Raw genomic sequence first — 15,082 nt, forward strand, 5'->3', positions numbered from 1 at the left:
ACGCGGGATGCGCGCCAGTGCCTTTGCACCAAGGCCGCGCCGGGTAATGCCGATGGCGCATCATCACTTGGTCAACGGACGACGATGCATGGCGCATCGCGCGATTCGGTCAGTGCCGATCGGTTTCCTTCTGCTTGCACACCGCATCGGCGGCCTCGCCGGCCTGCTGTTCCGCCAGGCCTTCCGCTTCCGTCTCGCGGTCGTCTGTCAACTTGCCGAGCGCTTCCTTGACCGACCCCTTCACTTGCTTGAGCTTGCCTTCGATGCGATTCCTGTTCATGGTCGTCTCCTGCGATGAGTTGGGGAGAGTCGACGGCACGGCAGCATGGGCCGCACCGCCGAGTGGACAGGATCGCAGCCGCGCACCGCGCACCGCGCGCGGCAGATGCAGATGCGGATGCGCCAGCCTGAATGGTGCATTCGCACCGCTGCCCGACGCCCGGCGTCAATCCTTGCCGTTCGCACCGCCCTTCCCGGCCTCCTTGTCGCCGCGCGCGCCGTTGGCTTCGGCCGCGCCGACGATCCCGCGCTCGCGCGCTCACACGATCGCCTCGCCGCGGCTGTGCACGTCGAGCTTCGCGTAGATCGTCGCGCCGTGATTGCGCACTGTGTTCGGCGCGAGCCCGAGTCGGCCGGCGATCTCCTTGTCAGCGAGGCCGTGACACAGCAGATCGAGCACGTCGCGCTCGCGCGCGGTGAGGTCCGACAGCTGCGCGCCCGCATCCGGCGCATTCGCGCGCCGCACGTTCGCGAGCTTCTCGATCAGCGTGCGGCTAAACCACGACATGGGCAAATATCTGATCGCCTGGCTGCTCGGCGCACCGGTCGGCGTGCTGGTGCTGTTCTACCTGGTCACGCACCTGCTCTGACGAGCGCGGCGCCCATCCAGCGAAAACGGGCCGGCGGCTGTGATCAGCCGCCGGCCCGTCCGTCATCGTGCGTTGCGCTTACTTCGCCGCGTTCGCCGTCATCTTGAAGATGCCCTGCGCGTTGCCCGCATCGAAACGCAGGTCCGTCACCCAGCGGCGCGCCGCCTGGTCGAACGTGCGACGGCGCGTGATGAACTCATAGAACGAGCCCGGCACGTTGCGCTTCACCGTGCCGCCGTCGCGCGTGCGGAACTCGCGCTCGACAATGTCCGCGCGATACGCGGTCTGGAACACGCGGCCCGAGCGCGAACGCTCGACTTCCGGCTTCATCGGCCGGCCCTTCGCCTTCTCGTCGTCGGACAGCTTGAACACGTCGATCACGCGATCGGTCGCATGGTTGAACGCGTTGCCTTCGGTCGCGATCCACGCCATCTCGGCCGATTCGAGCAGCAGCGTCTCGTAGTCGAGTTCGTTCGGCAGGTCGTGCTGGCGCGCGAACGCGCCGACGATCTCGGGCAGCAGCGCGTGCGCGGCGTCGAGCGACAGCCAGCCTTCACGCTCGATCTCCCACAGCAGCGCGACGGCCGCCGGCGACAGCGGATCGCGCGACGAGCTGACGACGTTCGTCACGGCCTGCTGGAATTCCTTCGAGAAACGCTCCGGATGCAGTTCGCTGACGAAGAACTGCGCGATTTCGTCCGGTGCATCTTCGTGCGCATACGCGCGGCCGGTCATGCCGAGCTTGTCGAGCGGATAACGGCCGTTCAGGCGGAAGCCGAGCGGACGCAGGATGCGCGTGAACGCGGCTTCGCCCGGCGGCAGCGCGCCCGTGTGCGGCCAGCGCACGGTGCGCAGCGCGCCGTGGTCGAAGTAGACCGAGCCGCCGTTTTCGATCGCGTCGGCCGTGTACGCGCGGCCGTTCGCCGAACGTTCGAGCAGCCCTTCGAACAGCGCCATGTTCATCGCCTGCGCGATTTCGGCACGCGTGACGACGTCGGCTTCCCACTCGTCGAGGATGGCCGGCATGTTCAGGGTCGCGAACAGGGCGTCGGTCTTCGCCTGTCCCAGCAGCTTCGTCAGCAAGCTCTCGATATTCGGATTGCGCATCAGGATTCTCGTCTCGGGGGACCGCCGGCAAACGTGCCGGCAACTCAGGTGGCCGGCCGCCCAACGGGCGCCTGGCCTTGCGTGGGATGCATTATTCAAAGGGTTGCGGTGGGGCGTAAAGCGAGATTAAATTGATATGTGATGAGTTTTTGGAATTATTCGCAGTCCCCGCACTCGTCCGCCGGCCCGCCTCGGGCGGGTCCGTTCGTCAGACAAAACGAGCATCATGCGCAAATTCAAGATCCCCAACATGGGTGCGCTCGTGGCTTTCGAAGCCGCGGCGCGCCACGAGAGCTTCACGCACGCGGCGAAGGAGCTGTTCCTGACCGAAAGCGCGGTATCGCGGCAGATCGCGACGCTGGAGGCGAGCCTCGGCGTGCGGCTGTTCGCGCGCGTGAAGCAGCGCGTCGTGCTGACGCGCGCCGGCAAGCTGTACGGCACGCAGGTGCGGCGCGCGCTGGAGGCGCTCGACCGCGACACGCTGTCGATCATCGCGCACGGCAGCGGCGGCGGCTACCTGGAGCTCGCGGTGCTGCCGACCTTCGCGTCGCACTGGCTGATCCCGCGCATCAAGAGCTTCTACGACCGCACGCCGGACGTGCGCGTGAACATGGGCAGCCGTACCGACCTGTTCTCGTTCGAGGACACCCACTTCGAGGCCGCGATCCACTACGGCAAGCCGACCTGGCCCGGCACGTCGTCCGACTACCTGTTCGGCGAGGAAGTCGTGCCGATCTGCTCGCCCGCGCTGCTCGACGGGCCGGTCGAACGCGTGGAGGATCTGCTCGCGTATCCGCTGCTGCACTCCACCACGCGCCCTGGCGCCTGGGCGCAATGGTTCGAGACGCACGGCGTCGAGGACATCCGCACGATGCAGGGCGTGCGCTACGAGTTGCATACGATGCTGATCAGCGCGGCCACGGCCGGGCTCGGGATCGCGCTGGTGCCGAAGTTCTTCGTCGAGGAACAGTTGCACCAGCTCGGCCTGATCGTGCCGTGCGACGCGGCGACGGTCGGCGATTCAGCGTACTACCTCGTGTATCCGACGGAGTTCAGCCACAGCAAGCCGCTGGAATCGTTTCGTGCGTGGTTGCTGGAGCAGGCAAGCGCCTATGCGGCGCCGGGGCGGGACGAAGAGCTTGACGACGAGGATGACGAAGACGTCGAGTGAGTGCGGCGTAGCGCGGCAGGCCGGTGCGCGCCGGGCGGGCAACCCCGACCCGGCGCTCCGGGCAGCCGACCTCGCTTCGGCAGCGCGGCGGACCTTCTCACATTTCTTCACTGCGTGTGTTTTCTCTCAGGTTCCGGGGCAATTTTTTCTTCGCCGCGCGAGAGCATTATCCGCCCAAACCGGCCAAAGTGAAACGTTTGCGCATGGTCTGACGGGCTGATTCCCGGCATTCGGAAACAATCCTTCAAAATCCTTACGCATTGCACAACAGCGTTCGGCAAATCTTGCAATCGGCGCGGTGTTCCTTTTAAATGGAACTGGTTCCATTCCGCGTTTCGGCCAGCCTTTCGCGTGACGCTTCGTCGTCCGCGCGTCATGATGCCGATTCAGGATCGAGGATCATTCAGCTCAGGATTCCGCATCGCCCGTCCTTCCCGGACACCTGTCAAACGAGACCGTCATGCCTGATTCCGCTTCCCTGCAGCAGCTGTTTCCCGCCTATCAAGACATCCCCGCCGAGTTCCGCCTCGCGGCGCCGATCCACCAGCGCGTGTCGCTCGTCGACGGCGCATTGCGCCCGTGGGACGGCGCGACCAAGACCGTGCTGTCGCCCGTGTGCGTGCGCCAGCCGGACGGCAGCGTCGCGCAGATGGAGATCGGCAGCTATCCGGTGATGGGCGAGACGGAAAGCGACGCGGCGCTCGACGCCGCGGTGCGCGCGTACGACTCGGGCCGCGGCGAGTGGCCGACGATGAAGGTCGAGCAGCGCATCGCGTGCATGCAGGACTTCATCAAGCGGATGGTCGCGCAGCGCGAGCTGGTCGTGAACCTGATCATGTGGGAGATCGGCAAGAGCCTCGCCGATTCGCAGAAGGAGTTCGACCGCACCGTCACGTACATGACGCAGACGATCGACGCGCTGAAGGACCTCGACAACGCGAACTCGCGCTTCGTGATCGCCGAAGGCACGATCGGCCAGATCCGCCGCACGCCGCTCGGCGTCGTGCTGTGCATGGGGCCGTACAACTATCCGCTGAACGAGACCTTCGCGACGCTGATCCCCGCGCTGCTGATGGGCAACACCGTGGTGTTCAAGCCGCCGCAGTACGGCACGCTGCTGTTCGAACCGCTGCTCGAGGCGTTCCGCGACGCGTTCCCGAAGGGCGTGATCAACACCATCTACGCGCCGGGCGCGGTGGTCGTGCCGCACATGCTCGCGTCGGGCAAGATCAACGTGCTCGCGCTGATCGGCTCGAGCAAGGTCGCCGATCACCTGAAGAAGCAGCACCCGAAGTCGCACCGGCTGCGCGCGATCCTCGGCCTCGACGCGAAGAACGCGGCGATCGTGCTGCCCGACGCCGATCTCGATCTCACCGTGAAGGAGTGCCTGCTCGGCGCGCTGTCGTTCAACGGCCAGCGCTGCACCGCGCTGAAGATGCTGCTCGTGCATCGCTCGATCGTCGACGAATTCCTGAAGCGCTTCACCGCCGCGCTCGAACAGTTGAAGATCGGCATGCCGTGGGAGAAAGGCGTCAGCATCACGCCGCTGCCGGGCATGCATCGCACCGCGTACATGACCGATGCGATCGACGACGCGAAGGCCAAGGGCGCGCAGGTCGTCAACCAGTCAGGCGGCGAGTTCAGCAAGACGCTGTTCTACCCGGCCGTCGTGTATCCGGTGTCCGAAGGGATGAAGCTGTATCGCGAGGAGCAGTTCGGGCCGATCATTCCGGTCGCGCCGTTCGACGATGTCGAAACCGCGCTCGATTACGTGACGACGTCCGAGCACGGCCAGCAGGTCAGCATCTTCGGTTCCGATCCGGCGCAGATCGGCGCGCTCGTCGATCCGCTCGTGAACCAGGTGTGCCGCGTGAACATCAACTGCCAGTGCCAGCGCGGGCCGGACGTGTTCCCGTTCGCGGGACGCAAGGACTCGGCGGAAGGCACGCTGTCGGTGACCGACGCGCTGCGCGCGTTCTCGATCCGCTCGATGGTCGCGGCGAAGCAGACCGACGGCAGCAAGCAGCTGCTCGACTCGATCGTGTCGGATCACTACTCGAAGTTCATCAACACGGGCTTCATTTTCTGAAGCGGGTGGCGATGCGACGAACCAACCGCCGCGCGTTCGTGCGGCGGTTGGTCTGGACGAGCACGCGTGGCACGTTCATACGTTCGACACGAGCAAGCGGATCCCCGCCACGCCGAACACCACCGCGAGACACGCTTCCATTGCGCGCCGGCCGCGCACGTACAGCCGGCGTGCGCCGTCCGTCGAGAACACCAGCGCATAGCCGCCGAACACCAGGCAGCCGATCACGATGCAGCCCGGCACCACGGTGCCGTGCGACGCGCCCGCGCCGTTCGACGACAGCGCGACGATCGACACCCACACCAGGATGGCTTTCGGATTCGTCAGGTGCAGCATCGCGCCGCGCGCGTAGAAGCGCGACAGCTTCTGATCGGGTGCCGCCTGCAGCGCAGCGGCCGGCCTGGCCGACCACGCGGTGCGGCCCGACTTGTACGCAAGCCACAGCAGGTACACGCCGCCGAACAGCTTGATCGCGACCAGCAGCTTCGACCACGCGAGCAACGCCGCCGACACGCCGAGCGCGGCCACCGTCGCCCAGAACATCGACCCCGAAATCACGCCGAGCGCAAACACGAGCGCCGTCTTGCGGCCATGGTTCGCGGCGACCGACATGATCGCGAGATTGCTCGGGCCGGGGCTGGCCGTACCGACAAAATAGGCTGTGTAGGCCAGCAGCAGGTTGGCCGAGAAGAAGGCGTGGACGCTCATGTCGAACCTTGCGGGGATGATGCGCAGATTGTTGGCAAATGCCCGACATCTGCCCATGGACAGTTGGCGGCGTACTCACTGGGCCAGTTGGGTAACGCGGTGACGTACGTCGCGCCCCCACCCGGATCGCCACGCGCAAAAACGTCTCGAATCTGAAACATCCGGTGCATCCATTGCAGCGCTCCGCCGCGCAGCGGAGATCACCGCGAGCCGGCGTCCGGCGCGGGACAGACGCCGACGAAGCACGCCCGCGCTGCCCTTCAAGCGGCTCCTCGACGGCAACACGAAGCCGGCTTCAGCCCGGCGTTACGTTACATCGCTGAAGCATTTCATCGGTCCGGCCCCTGTCGCGCACGCGACTGTCACCGACGGATGCGTATGGACGCCCGCTTCGATTTTCCGTGCAAACCAGTACCGGCGGGACGCGATGGCCTGCGCAGCGGCACGCGTCAACATTCCTCAACAATCGGATCGCGGCACTGGTACGGAACCTGCATTCCGTTAGACGTGAAAGCCGCGCCGCCGAGCGACGCGGACCTGAACCCTGCTCGGACGCATCCGCCGGATCCGTCCGAACGATTCGCGAAGCAACGAGGCCATTCATGGATGCGCTGCCCAACTCGTCCGACACGGCGTTCCAGCTCTTTCTCGCGAAAGTGCTCGAACAACCGCTGCCCGACTGGACTGAAAAACAGCAGATGGAACTCGAGATGGCGCGCGCGCTGTCCACGCAGATGGTCCATCTCGCCGAGGACATGCGCAACGGCAGCGCGGATCTCGCGCGCTGCCTCGTGCTGCTCCGCTACGCGAAGGTGCTCGATTTCATGCTGACGTCGCTCGCCGCGCGCCGCGACATTCATCCGCAAACGCTTCGCACGCTGTTCCGGCTCGCGAACCTGAAAGTCGACGATGCGTATCCGGTGTGAGCCGGGCGACGTACCGGCTTCGGCGACGGGCGGCCGCCGGCGCGGGGAAGGTTCGATCACGGCGTCGCATGACCGGCACAAGGCGACCGACATCCTGCGCTGATCCGCGACGCCCTCGGCACTTGCGCCCTTACGTCGCCTTGCGCGCCATCGGCTCGCCAACGACGAATCCGCCGCCCTGATACCGCTGCGCGGGATCGTCGTACTCGGCGGTCGGCGCCGTCACCGGGAACAGCTCCGCGAACTGCTCGGAGCTGTCGCGCGGCCGGAAGCCGAGGAAGCCGGCCTTCGTGTTGTCCCACCACTTCACCGGGTTGTCCGACACGCCATAGACGATCGCGTGACCGACGCGGTTCGTCAGCAGCGAGCAGCGCACGAGTTCGATGAAGTCGCGGTAGCTGAGGAACGTCACGAGCATGCGCGGGTTCTTCGGCACCTCGAACGACGAGCCGATCCGCAAGCACACCGTCTCGATCCCGAAGCGGTCGAAGTAATACCGCGACAGCGACTCGCCGAAGCATTTCGTCACGCCGTACAGGCTGTCCGGACGCATCGGCGAATCGGCGTCGAGCACTTCCGTGACCGGATGGAAACCGATCGCATGGTTCGAGCTCGCGAACACGATGCGCTTCACGCCGTGCTTGCGCGCGGCTTCGTACAGGTTGTACGTGCCGGTGATGTTCGCATCGACGAGATCGTCGAACGGCGCGTCGACCGAAATGCCTCCGAGGTGGACGATCGCGTCCACGCCGTCGACGAGGTCCATCACCGCCGGCCGGTCGGCCAGGTCGACGACACGGGTTTCTTCATGCGCTTCGGCATCGTCCAGCGCCGCGATGTCGCTGACGCGCACGACGTCGGCCCAGTTCGCCAGCGCGCCGCGCACCTGGCGGCCGAGGTTGCCGGCCGCGCCGGTCAGCAGCAGGCGCCCGAACGGCTTGCGTGCGCCGGTGGATGAGGCGTTCATCGAGTCTCCTTGAATCTGTCCTGGAATGTGCCCGGAACGGGTCCGGGCCGGAAAACGTTTTCCAACTATACGCGGGACCCACGCAAAACGTCAATGGCCGAACCCGTGCGCAGCCATCCGCACTTTCCCGATATCGGTCGGTGGCCGGACACCGGCTTTTTCTGCCACAATCCGGTGCAATCGAACGAAAACGTTACCCTTCCGATGAAAAAAGTTTCCCCGACGATCCGCGACGTGGCCGCGGAAGCCGGCGTGTCGGTCGCGACGGTGTCCAAGTACGTGAACGGCACGCAGCGCTTTTCGCCGACCGTCGAGGCACGGCTCAAGGAAGCGATCGAGCGGCTCGGCTACCGTTCGAATCCGCTCGCGCGCTCGATGATCACCGGGCGCACCCGCACCATCGGCGTGGTGATCCTCGACATCAGCAACCCGTATTTCACGAACGTCGTCAAAGGCGCAAACCGCATCGCGCTCCAGCACGACTACACGCTGCTGCTCGTCGATACTGAAGAGAATCAAGCGCGCGAACGCTCGCTGATCGAGGCGCTCGCGCAGCGCGTCGACGGGCTGATCGTCAGCACGCGGATGCCCGACGAGGAAGCCGGCTGGATGCTCGACCTGCACAAGCCGCTGGTGCTGCTGCGACGCAGCCCCGGCCTGCCGATTCCGAGCGTCGGCATCGACAACCGGCTCGCCACCTACATGCTCGCGCGCCATCTGCTCAATCTCGGCCATACGCGCATCGCGTACCTCGGCTTCGGGCCCGCGCGCGTGAACGACGAACGGATCCAGGGCGCGCGCGACTGTCTCGCCGAAGCGGGGCTCACGCTCGACGTGCACGACGCGCATGCGCCGACCGCCGCAGCCGGCGAGCGCGCGTGCTCACGCGTGATGCTCGGGCCGCAGCGCCCGCAGGCCGTGATCTGCTACAACGACCTGATCGCGCTCGGCTTCATGAAGGAAGCCGCGTCGCTCGGGTTCCGGCTGCCGCAGGACGTGTCTGTCGCCGGCGTCGACAACGTGCCGTACGGCGCATACGCGGCGCCCGCGCTGACCACCATCGACATCCAGAGCGAGAACATGGGCGAGCTCGCGATGCAGAAGCTGATCGACGCACTCGCCGGGCGCACCGATGCGAGCTATTCGACGTTCGAGCCGCGGCTGATCGTGCGCGCGTCGACGGCCGCGGTTGGTTGAAGCACGCGCCAAGTCCCGCCGGCACCGCTTGTCCGCATCACCCATAAAAACGCGCCGCCTCCGGGCGGCGCGCTCGCTTGCCGACATGCGATCACGCGTCGAGCTTCGCGGGCTTCATCTTCGGCGTGAGCATGTGCATGACCGCCAGCGCAAGCAGGTAGGCCAGCGCGCCGATCGCGAACAGCACCCAGTAGTGGCCGGTGCGTTGCAGCACCTGGCCGATCACTTCCGAGAACAGCACGCCGCCGATCGAGCCGGCCATCCCGCCGATGCCGACCACCGACGCGACCGCGCGACGCGGGAACAGATCCGACGCCGTCGTGAACAGGTTCGCCGACCAGCCCTGGTGCGCGGCGGCGGCGAGGCCGACGATCAGCACCGCGACCCACAGGCTCTGCACCTGCGACACGAACGCGATCGGCAGCACGCAGCATGCGCAGATCAGCATCGCCGTCTTGCGCGCGCCGTTCACGCTCCAGCCCGCGCGCAGCAACATCGACGACAGCCAGCCGCCGCCGATGCTGCCGACCGTCGTCAGCGCGTAGATACACACGAGCGGCAGGCCGATATGCTGCATGTCCATCCCGCGCGACTCGTTGAGCCACTTCGGCAGCCAGAACAGGTAGAACCACCACACCGGGTCGGTCAGGAACTTGCCGACCAGGAATGCCCACGTCTCGCGCTTGCGGATCAGTTCGCCCCAGCGCGGCGCGCCGGCATCCGCGTTCGCCGCGTCAAGCGCTTCGGCTTCGTCGCGCGGCTCGTCGTATTCCGCGGCGAGCGCGCGCGTGTCGGCCGTGCGATACATCACCAGCCACACTGCGAGCCACACGATGCCGATCGCGCCGATGATCACGAACGCCGCACGCCACCCGTAGGCCACCGCGATCGCCGGGATGATCGCCGGTGCGAACACCGCGCCGATGTTCGCGCCCGAATTGAAGATGCCGGTGGCGAGCGCGCGTTCACGGCGCGGAAACCATTCGGCCGTCGTCTTGATCGCCGCCGGGAAGTTGCCGCCCTCGCCGATCCCGAGCAGCGCGCGCACGGCCGCGAAGCCCATCACCGAACCGACCACCGCGTGCAGCATTGCCGCGATGCTCCACACCAGCATCGCGACGGCATACGAGATGCGCGTGCCGAGCCAGTCGACGATGCGCCCGAAGCCAAGCAGACCGATCGCGTAGAACGCGGAAAACGCCATCACGATGCGGCCGTACTGCACCTGGGTCCAGCCGATGTCGTGCTGGAGCATCGGCGCGAGCAGCCCGAGGATCTGCCGATCCATGTAGTTGATCACGGTCGCAAAGAACAGCAGCGCACAGACGGTCCAGCGGTAGCGGCTGGCGGCGGCGCGCACCGCGCCGACGACGGCAGATTGCATGAGTGTCTCCGATTCGCGGTCGCGCCCGTCGCGCCGCTGGATATTGCGTGTCCGTGACCGGCGACGGGCGCCGGAGCGGGTCGCGGCCCGCCCCTTTCGTGGCGCTGCCGCTTTCCCGCCGAGTTCTGGAAAACGTTTTTCAGAGAATAGGCCGTGGGGCGGTGCCGTGTCAGTCGGGGATTTCGATGAGTCATCTCAAATTTGGCCGCGCAAAAAGAGACGACTGTTTCGCGGCATGGCATTAACCGTTTTTCCGGGATTTTCGTGCGCGCGAAACGGGGCCGGGACGCAGGCCCGCGCGCCGATACACAGGTCCGATTCCAGCCAGAACCGGCGGCGCGGATGGTTTACAGTCGTCGCATGCGCCTCGATCCCGACACCTGCTACGACGCCCTGCTTTCGCGGAACCGCCGCTTCGACGGCTGGTTCTTCGTCGGCGTGTCGACGACGGGCGTGTATTGCCGCCCCGTCTGCCCGGTGAAGCCGCCGAAAGCGCAGAACTGCAGTTATTACCCGACCGCCGCGGCCGCCGAGAAAGCCGGCTTTCGTCCGTGCATGCGCTGCCGCCCCGAACTCGCGCCCGGCCACGGGCTGCTCGATTTGTCCGGCAATCTCGCCGACGCGGCCGCCACGCTGATCGAGGACGGGTTCCTGAACGAGCGCTCCGTCGATGCGCTCGCGCAGCGGGTCGGCGTGACCGAGCGCCATCTGCGCCGGATCTTCGCCGCGCAGTTCGGCGTGTCGCCGGTCGAGTTCGCGCAGACGCACCGGCTGCTGATGGCCAAGCGGCTCCTGAGCGATACCGCGCTGCCGGTGGCCGTCGTCGCGTCGACCGCCGGGTTCGGCAGCGTGCGGCGCTTCAACGACTTGTTCCGGCAACGCTACGGCCTCAATCCGCTGCGCTTGCGCAAGGGCGCGGGCACATCCGCCGGCGGCGACATGACGTTCCCGCTACCTTACCGGCCGCCGTTCGCGTGGCCCGAGCTGATGCAATTTCTCGCGCAGCGGCAGATCGACGGCATCGAGCAGATCGACGCGCACGGCTATGCGCGCGTCGTCGCGCTGCCGAACGGCAACGGTCATGTGACGGGCTGGCTGTCCGTCGCGCACGTGCCGCAGCGGTTCGCGCTCGCGGTCACCGTGTCGCCCGCGCTTACGCCCGTCGTGCCGGCCGTGCTCGCGCGCGTACGGCGGCTGTTCGATCTCGACAGCCGGCCCGACGTGATCGACGCGCATCTCGGCGAACTCGCGGACGGCTCGCCCGGCCTGCGCGTGCCCGGCGCGTTCGACGGGCTCGAGATCGCCATCCGTGCGATCGCGGGTGAACACCTCGCGGCGACGCCGGCAGGCGCGGTGCTGGCGCGCGTGGCCGAACGCTTCGGCACGCCGCTGGACAACGCGCCGCCGGGCCTCACGCGTGCCCTGCCTTCAGCAGCGACGCTGGCTGGTGCGCCGCCGGCGGCCCTCGAAACGATCGGTGTCGCGCGTGATGCGGCGCGGGCGATCGTGTCGCTGGCACGCGCAGTCGCCGACGGCACGCTTGCGCTCGAACCGATGGCGCCGCTCGATGCGACGCTCGCCGCGTTGCGTGCGCTGCCCGGCTTCGACGAGCGCGCGGTGCAGTACGTCGCGATGCGTGCGCTGGCCTGGCCGAACGCGTTCCCCGCCGACGACGCGTGGCTTGCGCCGCGCGCCGCCGCCGAGCGTCCGCGCCTCGCATCATCCGCGCCGAAAGCGGCGCGCTGGGCGCCGTGGCGCGCGTATGCCGCACTGCATGTGTGGCGCCTTCATGGAGAAGCTTCGCGATGACTCCCGCTCATCTGATTCCGAGCCCGCTGGGCGACATCGCCATCCGTATCGAGGACGATGCGCTGACGGGCCTGTTCTTCGTCGGGCAGAAATACTATCCGTCGCTTGCGATCGCACCCGACGCGAATGGAGACGCAAGCAGCGCGTCGCCGCTCGCGCGCAAGGTCGCGGAACAAGTCGCCGAATATTTCACCGGCACGCGTGAGACTTTTTCCGTGCCAATTCATCTGCGCGGCACCGCGTTTCAACGCAGCGTGTGGAAGGAACTGCTCGCGATTCCGTTCGGCAAGCTCGTGTCGTATGGCGACATCACCGAGCGCGTCGGGTTGCCGATGAGCGCCGCGCGTGCCGTCGGCGGCGCGGTCGGCCGCAACCCGGTGTCGATCATGGTGCCGTGCCATCGCGTGATCGGCGCGTCGGGCAGCCTGACCGGTTATGCGGGCGGCATTGAACGGAAACGCGCGCTGTTGTCGCTCGAAGGTGCCGGGTTCGCGCGCGGCGAGCGTGATCCGATGCAGCAGTCGCTCGCGTTCTGAATCGTAGTGAGCGGCGCGCGCGGCCGCTTCAATCGGCCAGCACCGGCCGGCGCGCCTCACGCTTCGCATACGCACCGGGCGTCATGCGGAATTTCGCCTGGAACAGCGCGATGAAGGACGACGTCGAGTCATAGCCGAGTTGCGCGGCGACCGTGCCGATCGGCTCGCCCGCGTCGAGCAACGGCAACGACGCCAGCAGCCGCACGGCCTGCCGCCATTCGGTGAACGACAGCCCGGTATCCTGCCGAAACAGCCGCGACAGCGTGCGCCGCGTCGCGCCGACCTGATGGCCCCATTCGTCGAGACTACGCGTATCGCCCGGCGACGCGTGCAACCCACGTGCGATCTTCATCAGGCGCGCATCGCGCGGCAGCGGCACCGTCAGCGGTGCCGGCCGCATACGCGCGATCCGGTCGGCGATCAGGCAGACGAGCGCACCGTCCGGTCCGGTCTCGTCGTAGTTCACCGGCAGTTCGGCGGTGGCAATCACCAGCTCGCGCAGCAGCGGCGTCATGCAGAGGATCGTGCAATCGTCGTGCGCGTCGTCGCGCGCGATCGCTTCGTCGAGATAGAGGCTGTGGAACGCGACGCAATCGCGGGTCGTCACGGCATGCGGCACGTTCGGTGGAATCCACATCGCATAGTGCGGCGGCAGCAGATGCTGGCCGAACGGCGTCGATACCTCGAGCACGCCGCTCGTCGCATACATCAGCTGGGCCCACGGATGACGGTGCGCATCGACGCTCACGTTGCCGGGAATCTCGAACGCGCGCACGAACAGCGGCCTCGGCAGGCGCGCCATCGGCGGCACCGCGTAAGGGTCGGCCGGTTGTCCCGCCAGCAACATAAGACGTCCTCCGAAGGTCATTGCACGAACGAGCGCGATGCTACCGTGACGGCTCTTCTTTCACACGGCTTCCGTTCATGAGCGCTCATACCCGCAGCACCCGCAAGACCGTCACCGCGATCCGTTCGACGAAGGGCATCGGCAGCCTCGTGTCGCTGACCGCGTATTCCGCGCCGATGGCGAAGCTGGTCGACGAGGTGGCCGACGTGATCATCGTCGGCGACTCCGTCGGCATGGTGCTGTACGGGATGCCCGATACGCTGCGCGTCACGCTCGACATGATGATTGCACACGGCGCGGCCGTGGTGCGCGGCGCCGCGCAAGCCTGCGTCGTCGTCGACCTGCCGTTCTCGACGTACCAGGAATCGCCCGCGCAAGCCTATCGCTCCGCCGCGCGCCTGCTCGCCGAAACCGGCGCGCAAGGCGTGAAGCTCGAAGGCGGCAGCGAGATGGCCGATACGATCCGCTTCCTGACCGATCGCGGCATTCCGGTGATGGCGCATGTCGGCCTCATGCCGCAACAGGCGAACGCGACCGGCGGCTTCCGCGCGCAAGGGATGGACCCGCGCTCGGCCGGGCAGGTGTTCGACGCCTCCTGCGCCGCCGAGCGGGCCGGCGCGTTCGGTGTCGTCATCGAGGGCACCGCCGAAGCGCTCGCGCGACATGTAACAGCAACGCTGGCGATCCCGACGATCGGCATCGGCGCATCGCCGGCCTGCGACGGGCAGGTGCTCGTGACCGAGGACATGATCGGCGCATTCGACGCGTACACGCCGCGCTTCGTGAAGCGTTACGCCGATGCGAATGCCGTGATGCGCGACGCGATCCGCCGATACGCGCACGACGTGCGTCAGTGCGCGTTTCCCGAGCCCGCGCATTGCTTCGGGTATGGCAAGCCGCTGCAACTGACGGACGCGGCCGCGGCTTGAAGTCGGGTTGACGACACGATCACCCGCGCTTGCGCATCGCATGCGCGACCCGCGCGTTCGCCTCGAACTTCGCGCGATGCGTCGAGAAGAACGTCCGAACGTTGCGGACGTTCGATGCACCGGTGAACAGCCGCCGCGCGAACTCGTCGTATTCGGCGACGTCGGCCAGGTCGGCCACCACCACGAAATCCGGCCCCGGCGACACGCGGTAGCACTGCGTGACCGCCGGCTCCGCACACACGTAGGCTTCGAACGCGTCGTAGTCTTCGGCCGTCTGCCGGTCGAGGCTGATCTCGATCAGCGCCGTGACGGCCGTGCCGATCGCTGCCGGATCGAGCAGCGCGATCTGGCGGCGGATCACGCCCGCCTCCGTCAGCCGCCGCACGCGACGCATGCAGGTCGGCGGCGACGACAGCGCGCGCTCGGCCAGTTGCAGGTTCGACAACGACGCGTCCTCCTGCAGGATCGCGAGGATGCGCAGGTCGAGATCGTCGAGCGTGATGCCGGCCATTGGCGGCTCCTTCCGGTCAGGGCGTGAAATTT

14 protein-coding genes and 1 pseudogene are annotated in these 15,082 nt (G+C 67.0%); 7 read left to right on the forward strand and 8 right to left on the reverse strand.

Going from position 1 to position 15,082, the window contains the following annotated elements:
- Positions 1 to 109 precede the first annotated feature (109 nt).
- The 3 genes and pseudogenes from PI86_RS07535 to PI86_RS07540 form a co-directional block, all read right to left on the reverse strand.
- A complete protein-coding gene (locus PI86_RS07535) occupies positions 110 to 280 on the reverse strand; it encodes a CsbD family protein (RefSeq protein WP_039320472.1) in 171 nt (56 codons plus the stop codon).
- 165 nt (positions 281 to 445) lie between these two features.
- A pseudogene (locus tag PI86_RS15680) lies at positions 446 to 784 on the reverse strand (response regulator transcription factor); the annotation flags it as partial.
- Positions 785 to 947: 163 nt separating this feature from the next.
- Entirely contained in the window at positions 948 to 1,976 is a 1,029-nt protein-coding gene (locus PI86_RS07540) for a DUF1338 domain-containing protein (RefSeq protein ID WP_014900365.1), read from the reverse strand.
- Positions 1,977 to 2,202: 226 nt separating this feature from the next.
- Between PI86_RS07540 and PI86_RS07545 the strand changes: the two genes are divergently transcribed.
- Together PI86_RS07545 and PI86_RS07550 are read left to right on the forward strand one after the other, a co-directional pair.
- Positions 2,203 to 3,147 carry a LysR family transcriptional regulator gene (locus PI86_RS07545; RefSeq protein ID WP_039320475.1) on the forward strand — a complete coding sequence of 315 codons (945 nt, stop codon included), beginning with the start codon at positions 2,203 to 2,205 and terminating at the stop codon, positions 3,145 to 3,147.
- Between the two features lie 460 nt (positions 3,148 to 3,607).
- Positions 3,608 to 5,236, forward strand: coding sequence for an NADP-dependent glyceraldehyde-3-phosphate dehydrogenase (locus PI86_RS07550; protein ID WP_039320477.1), 1,629 nt, complete (start codon positions 3,608 to 3,610; stop codon positions 5,234 to 5,236).
- Between the two features lie 75 nt (positions 5,237 to 5,311).
- Here the strand turns inward: PI86_RS07550 and PI86_RS07555 are convergent, their stop codons facing one another.
- Positions 5,312 to 5,944, reverse strand: a complete 633-nt coding sequence (locus PI86_RS07555; RefSeq protein WP_039320479.1) for a LysE family translocator — start codon at positions 5,942 to 5,944, stop codon at positions 5,312 to 5,314.
- A 602-nt stretch (positions 5,945 to 6,546) separates the two neighbouring features.
- On the opposite strand from PI86_RS07555, the gene PI86_RS07560 reads away from it, so the two are divergent.
- The gene (locus PI86_RS07560; protein WP_014900369.1) at positions 6,547 to 6,870 is read left to right on the forward strand and encodes a hypothetical protein; all 324 of its coding nucleotides are present in this window, start codon (positions 6,547 to 6,549) and stop codon (positions 6,868 to 6,870) included.
- A gap of 130 nt (positions 6,871 to 7,000) precedes the next feature.
- On the opposite strand, the gene PI86_RS07565 is transcribed toward PI86_RS07560, so the two are convergent.
- Positions 7,001 to 7,837, reverse strand: a complete 837-nt coding sequence (locus tag PI86_RS07565; protein WP_039320483.1) for an NAD-dependent epimerase/dehydratase family protein — start codon at positions 7,835 to 7,837, stop codon at positions 7,001 to 7,003.
- 93 nt (positions 7,838 to 7,930) lie between these two features.
- Here PI86_RS07565 and PI86_RS07570 point away from each other — a divergent pair, with 93 nt between their 5' ends.
- Positions 7,931 to 9,034, forward strand: a complete 1,104-nt coding sequence (locus PI86_RS07570; protein ID WP_039320486.1) for a LacI family DNA-binding transcriptional regulator — start codon at positions 7,931 to 7,933, stop codon at positions 9,032 to 9,034.
- Positions 9,035 to 9,125: 91 nt separating this feature from the next.
- On the opposite strand, the gene PI86_RS07575 is transcribed toward PI86_RS07570, so the two are convergent.
- Positions 9,126 to 10,418, reverse strand: a complete 1,293-nt coding sequence (locus PI86_RS07575) for an MFS transporter (protein WP_039320488.1) — start codon at positions 10,416 to 10,418, stop codon at positions 9,126 to 9,128.
- 342 nt (positions 10,419 to 10,760) lie between these two features.
- On the opposite strand from PI86_RS07575, the gene PI86_RS07580 reads away from it, so the two are divergent.
- Complete coding sequence (locus tag PI86_RS07580) at positions 10,761 to 12,227, forward strand: DNA-3-methyladenine glycosylase 2 family protein (protein ID WP_039320491.1); 1,467 nt, start codon at positions 10,761 to 10,763, stop codon at positions 12,225 to 12,227.
- Positions 12,224 to 12,763: a methylated-DNA--[protein]-cysteine S-methyltransferase gene (locus PI86_RS07585; RefSeq protein ID WP_039320494.1), complete on the forward strand. Its 540-nt coding sequence runs from the start codon at positions 12,224 to 12,226 to the stop codon at positions 12,761 to 12,763. Before PI86_RS07580 ends, PI86_RS07585 begins: the two co-directional genes overlap by 4 nt.
- Before the next feature lie 28 nt (positions 12,764 to 12,791).
- Here the strand turns inward: PI86_RS07585 and PI86_RS07590 are convergent, their stop codons facing one another.
- A complete protein-coding gene (locus PI86_RS07590; protein ID WP_039320498.1) occupies positions 12,792 to 13,610 on the reverse strand; it encodes an AraC family transcriptional regulator in 819 nt (272 codons plus the stop codon).
- 77 nt (positions 13,611 to 13,687) lie between these two features.
- Here PI86_RS07590 and panB point away from each other — a divergent pair, with 77 nt between their 5' ends.
- Positions 13,688 to 14,539, forward strand: coding sequence for a 3-methyl-2-oxobutanoate hydroxymethyltransferase (gene panB / locus PI86_RS07595; protein WP_039320501.1), 852 nt, complete (start codon positions 13,688 to 13,690; stop codon positions 14,537 to 14,539).
- Positions 14,540 to 14,558: 19 nt separating this feature from the next.
- On the opposite strand, the gene PI86_RS07600 is transcribed toward panB, so the two are convergent.
- Positions 14,559 to 15,050: an Lrp/AsnC family transcriptional regulator gene (locus PI86_RS07600; protein ID WP_039320504.1), complete on the reverse strand. Its 492-nt coding sequence runs from the start codon at positions 15,048 to 15,050 to the stop codon at positions 14,559 to 14,561.
- Positions 15,051 to 15,082 lie beyond the last annotated feature (32 nt).

The organism is Burkholderia sp. A9 (genome assembly GCF_000801975.1).

What these genes read in the sequence shown, in the direction of transcription:
- PI86_RS07535 (WP_039320472.1), bottom strand. Translation starts at nt 280, where the DNA reads ATGAACAGGAATCGCATCGAAGGCAAGCTCAAGCAAGTGAAGGGGTCG.
- PI86_RS07540 (WP_014900365.1), bottom strand. Translation starts at nt 1,976, where the DNA reads ATGCGCAATCCGAATATCGAGAGCTTGCTGACGAAGCTGCTGGGACAG.
- PI86_RS07545 (WP_039320475.1), top strand. Translation starts at nt 2,203, where the DNA reads ATGCGCAAATTCAAGATCCCCAACATGGGTGCGCTCGTGGCTTTCGAA.
- PI86_RS07550 (WP_039320477.1), top strand. Translation starts at nt 3,608, where the DNA reads ATGCCTGATTCCGCTTCCCTGCAGCAGCTGTTTCCCGCCTATCAAGAC.
- PI86_RS07555 (WP_039320479.1), bottom strand. Translation starts at nt 5,944, where the DNA reads ATGAGCGTCCACGCCTTCTTCTCGGCCAACCTGCTGCTGGCCTACACA.
- PI86_RS07560 (WP_014900369.1), top strand. Translation starts at nt 6,547, where the DNA reads ATGGATGCGCTGCCCAACTCGTCCGACACGGCGTTCCAGCTCTTTCTC.
- PI86_RS07565 (WP_039320483.1), bottom strand. Translation starts at nt 7,837, where the DNA reads ATGAACGCCTCATCCACCGGCGCACGCAAGCCGTTCGGGCGCCTGCTG.
- PI86_RS07570 (WP_039320486.1), top strand. Translation starts at nt 7,931, where the DNA reads ATGGCCGAACCCGTGCGCAGCCATCCGCACTTTCCCGATATCGGTCGG.
- PI86_RS07575 (WP_039320488.1), bottom strand. Translation starts at nt 10,418, where the DNA reads ATGCAATCTGCCGTCGTCGGCGCGGTGCGCGCCGCCGCCAGCCGCTAC.
- PI86_RS07580 (WP_039320491.1), top strand. Translation starts at nt 10,761, where the DNA reads ATGGTTTACAGTCGTCGCATGCGCCTCGATCCCGACACCTGCTACGAC.
- PI86_RS07585 (WP_039320494.1), top strand. Translation starts at nt 12,224, where the DNA reads ATGACTCCCGCTCATCTGATTCCGAGCCCGCTGGGCGACATCGCCATC.
- PI86_RS07590 (WP_039320498.1), bottom strand. Translation starts at nt 13,610, where the DNA reads ATGTTGCTGGCGGGACAACCGGCCGACCCTTACGCGGTGCCGCCGATG.
- panB (WP_039320501.1), top strand. Translation starts at nt 13,688, where the DNA reads ATGAGCGCTCATACCCGCAGCACCCGCAAGACCGTCACCGCGATCCGT.
- PI86_RS07600 (WP_039320504.1), bottom strand. Translation starts at nt 15,050, where the DNA reads ATGGCCGGCATCACGCTCGACGATCTCGACCTGCGCATCCTCGCGATC.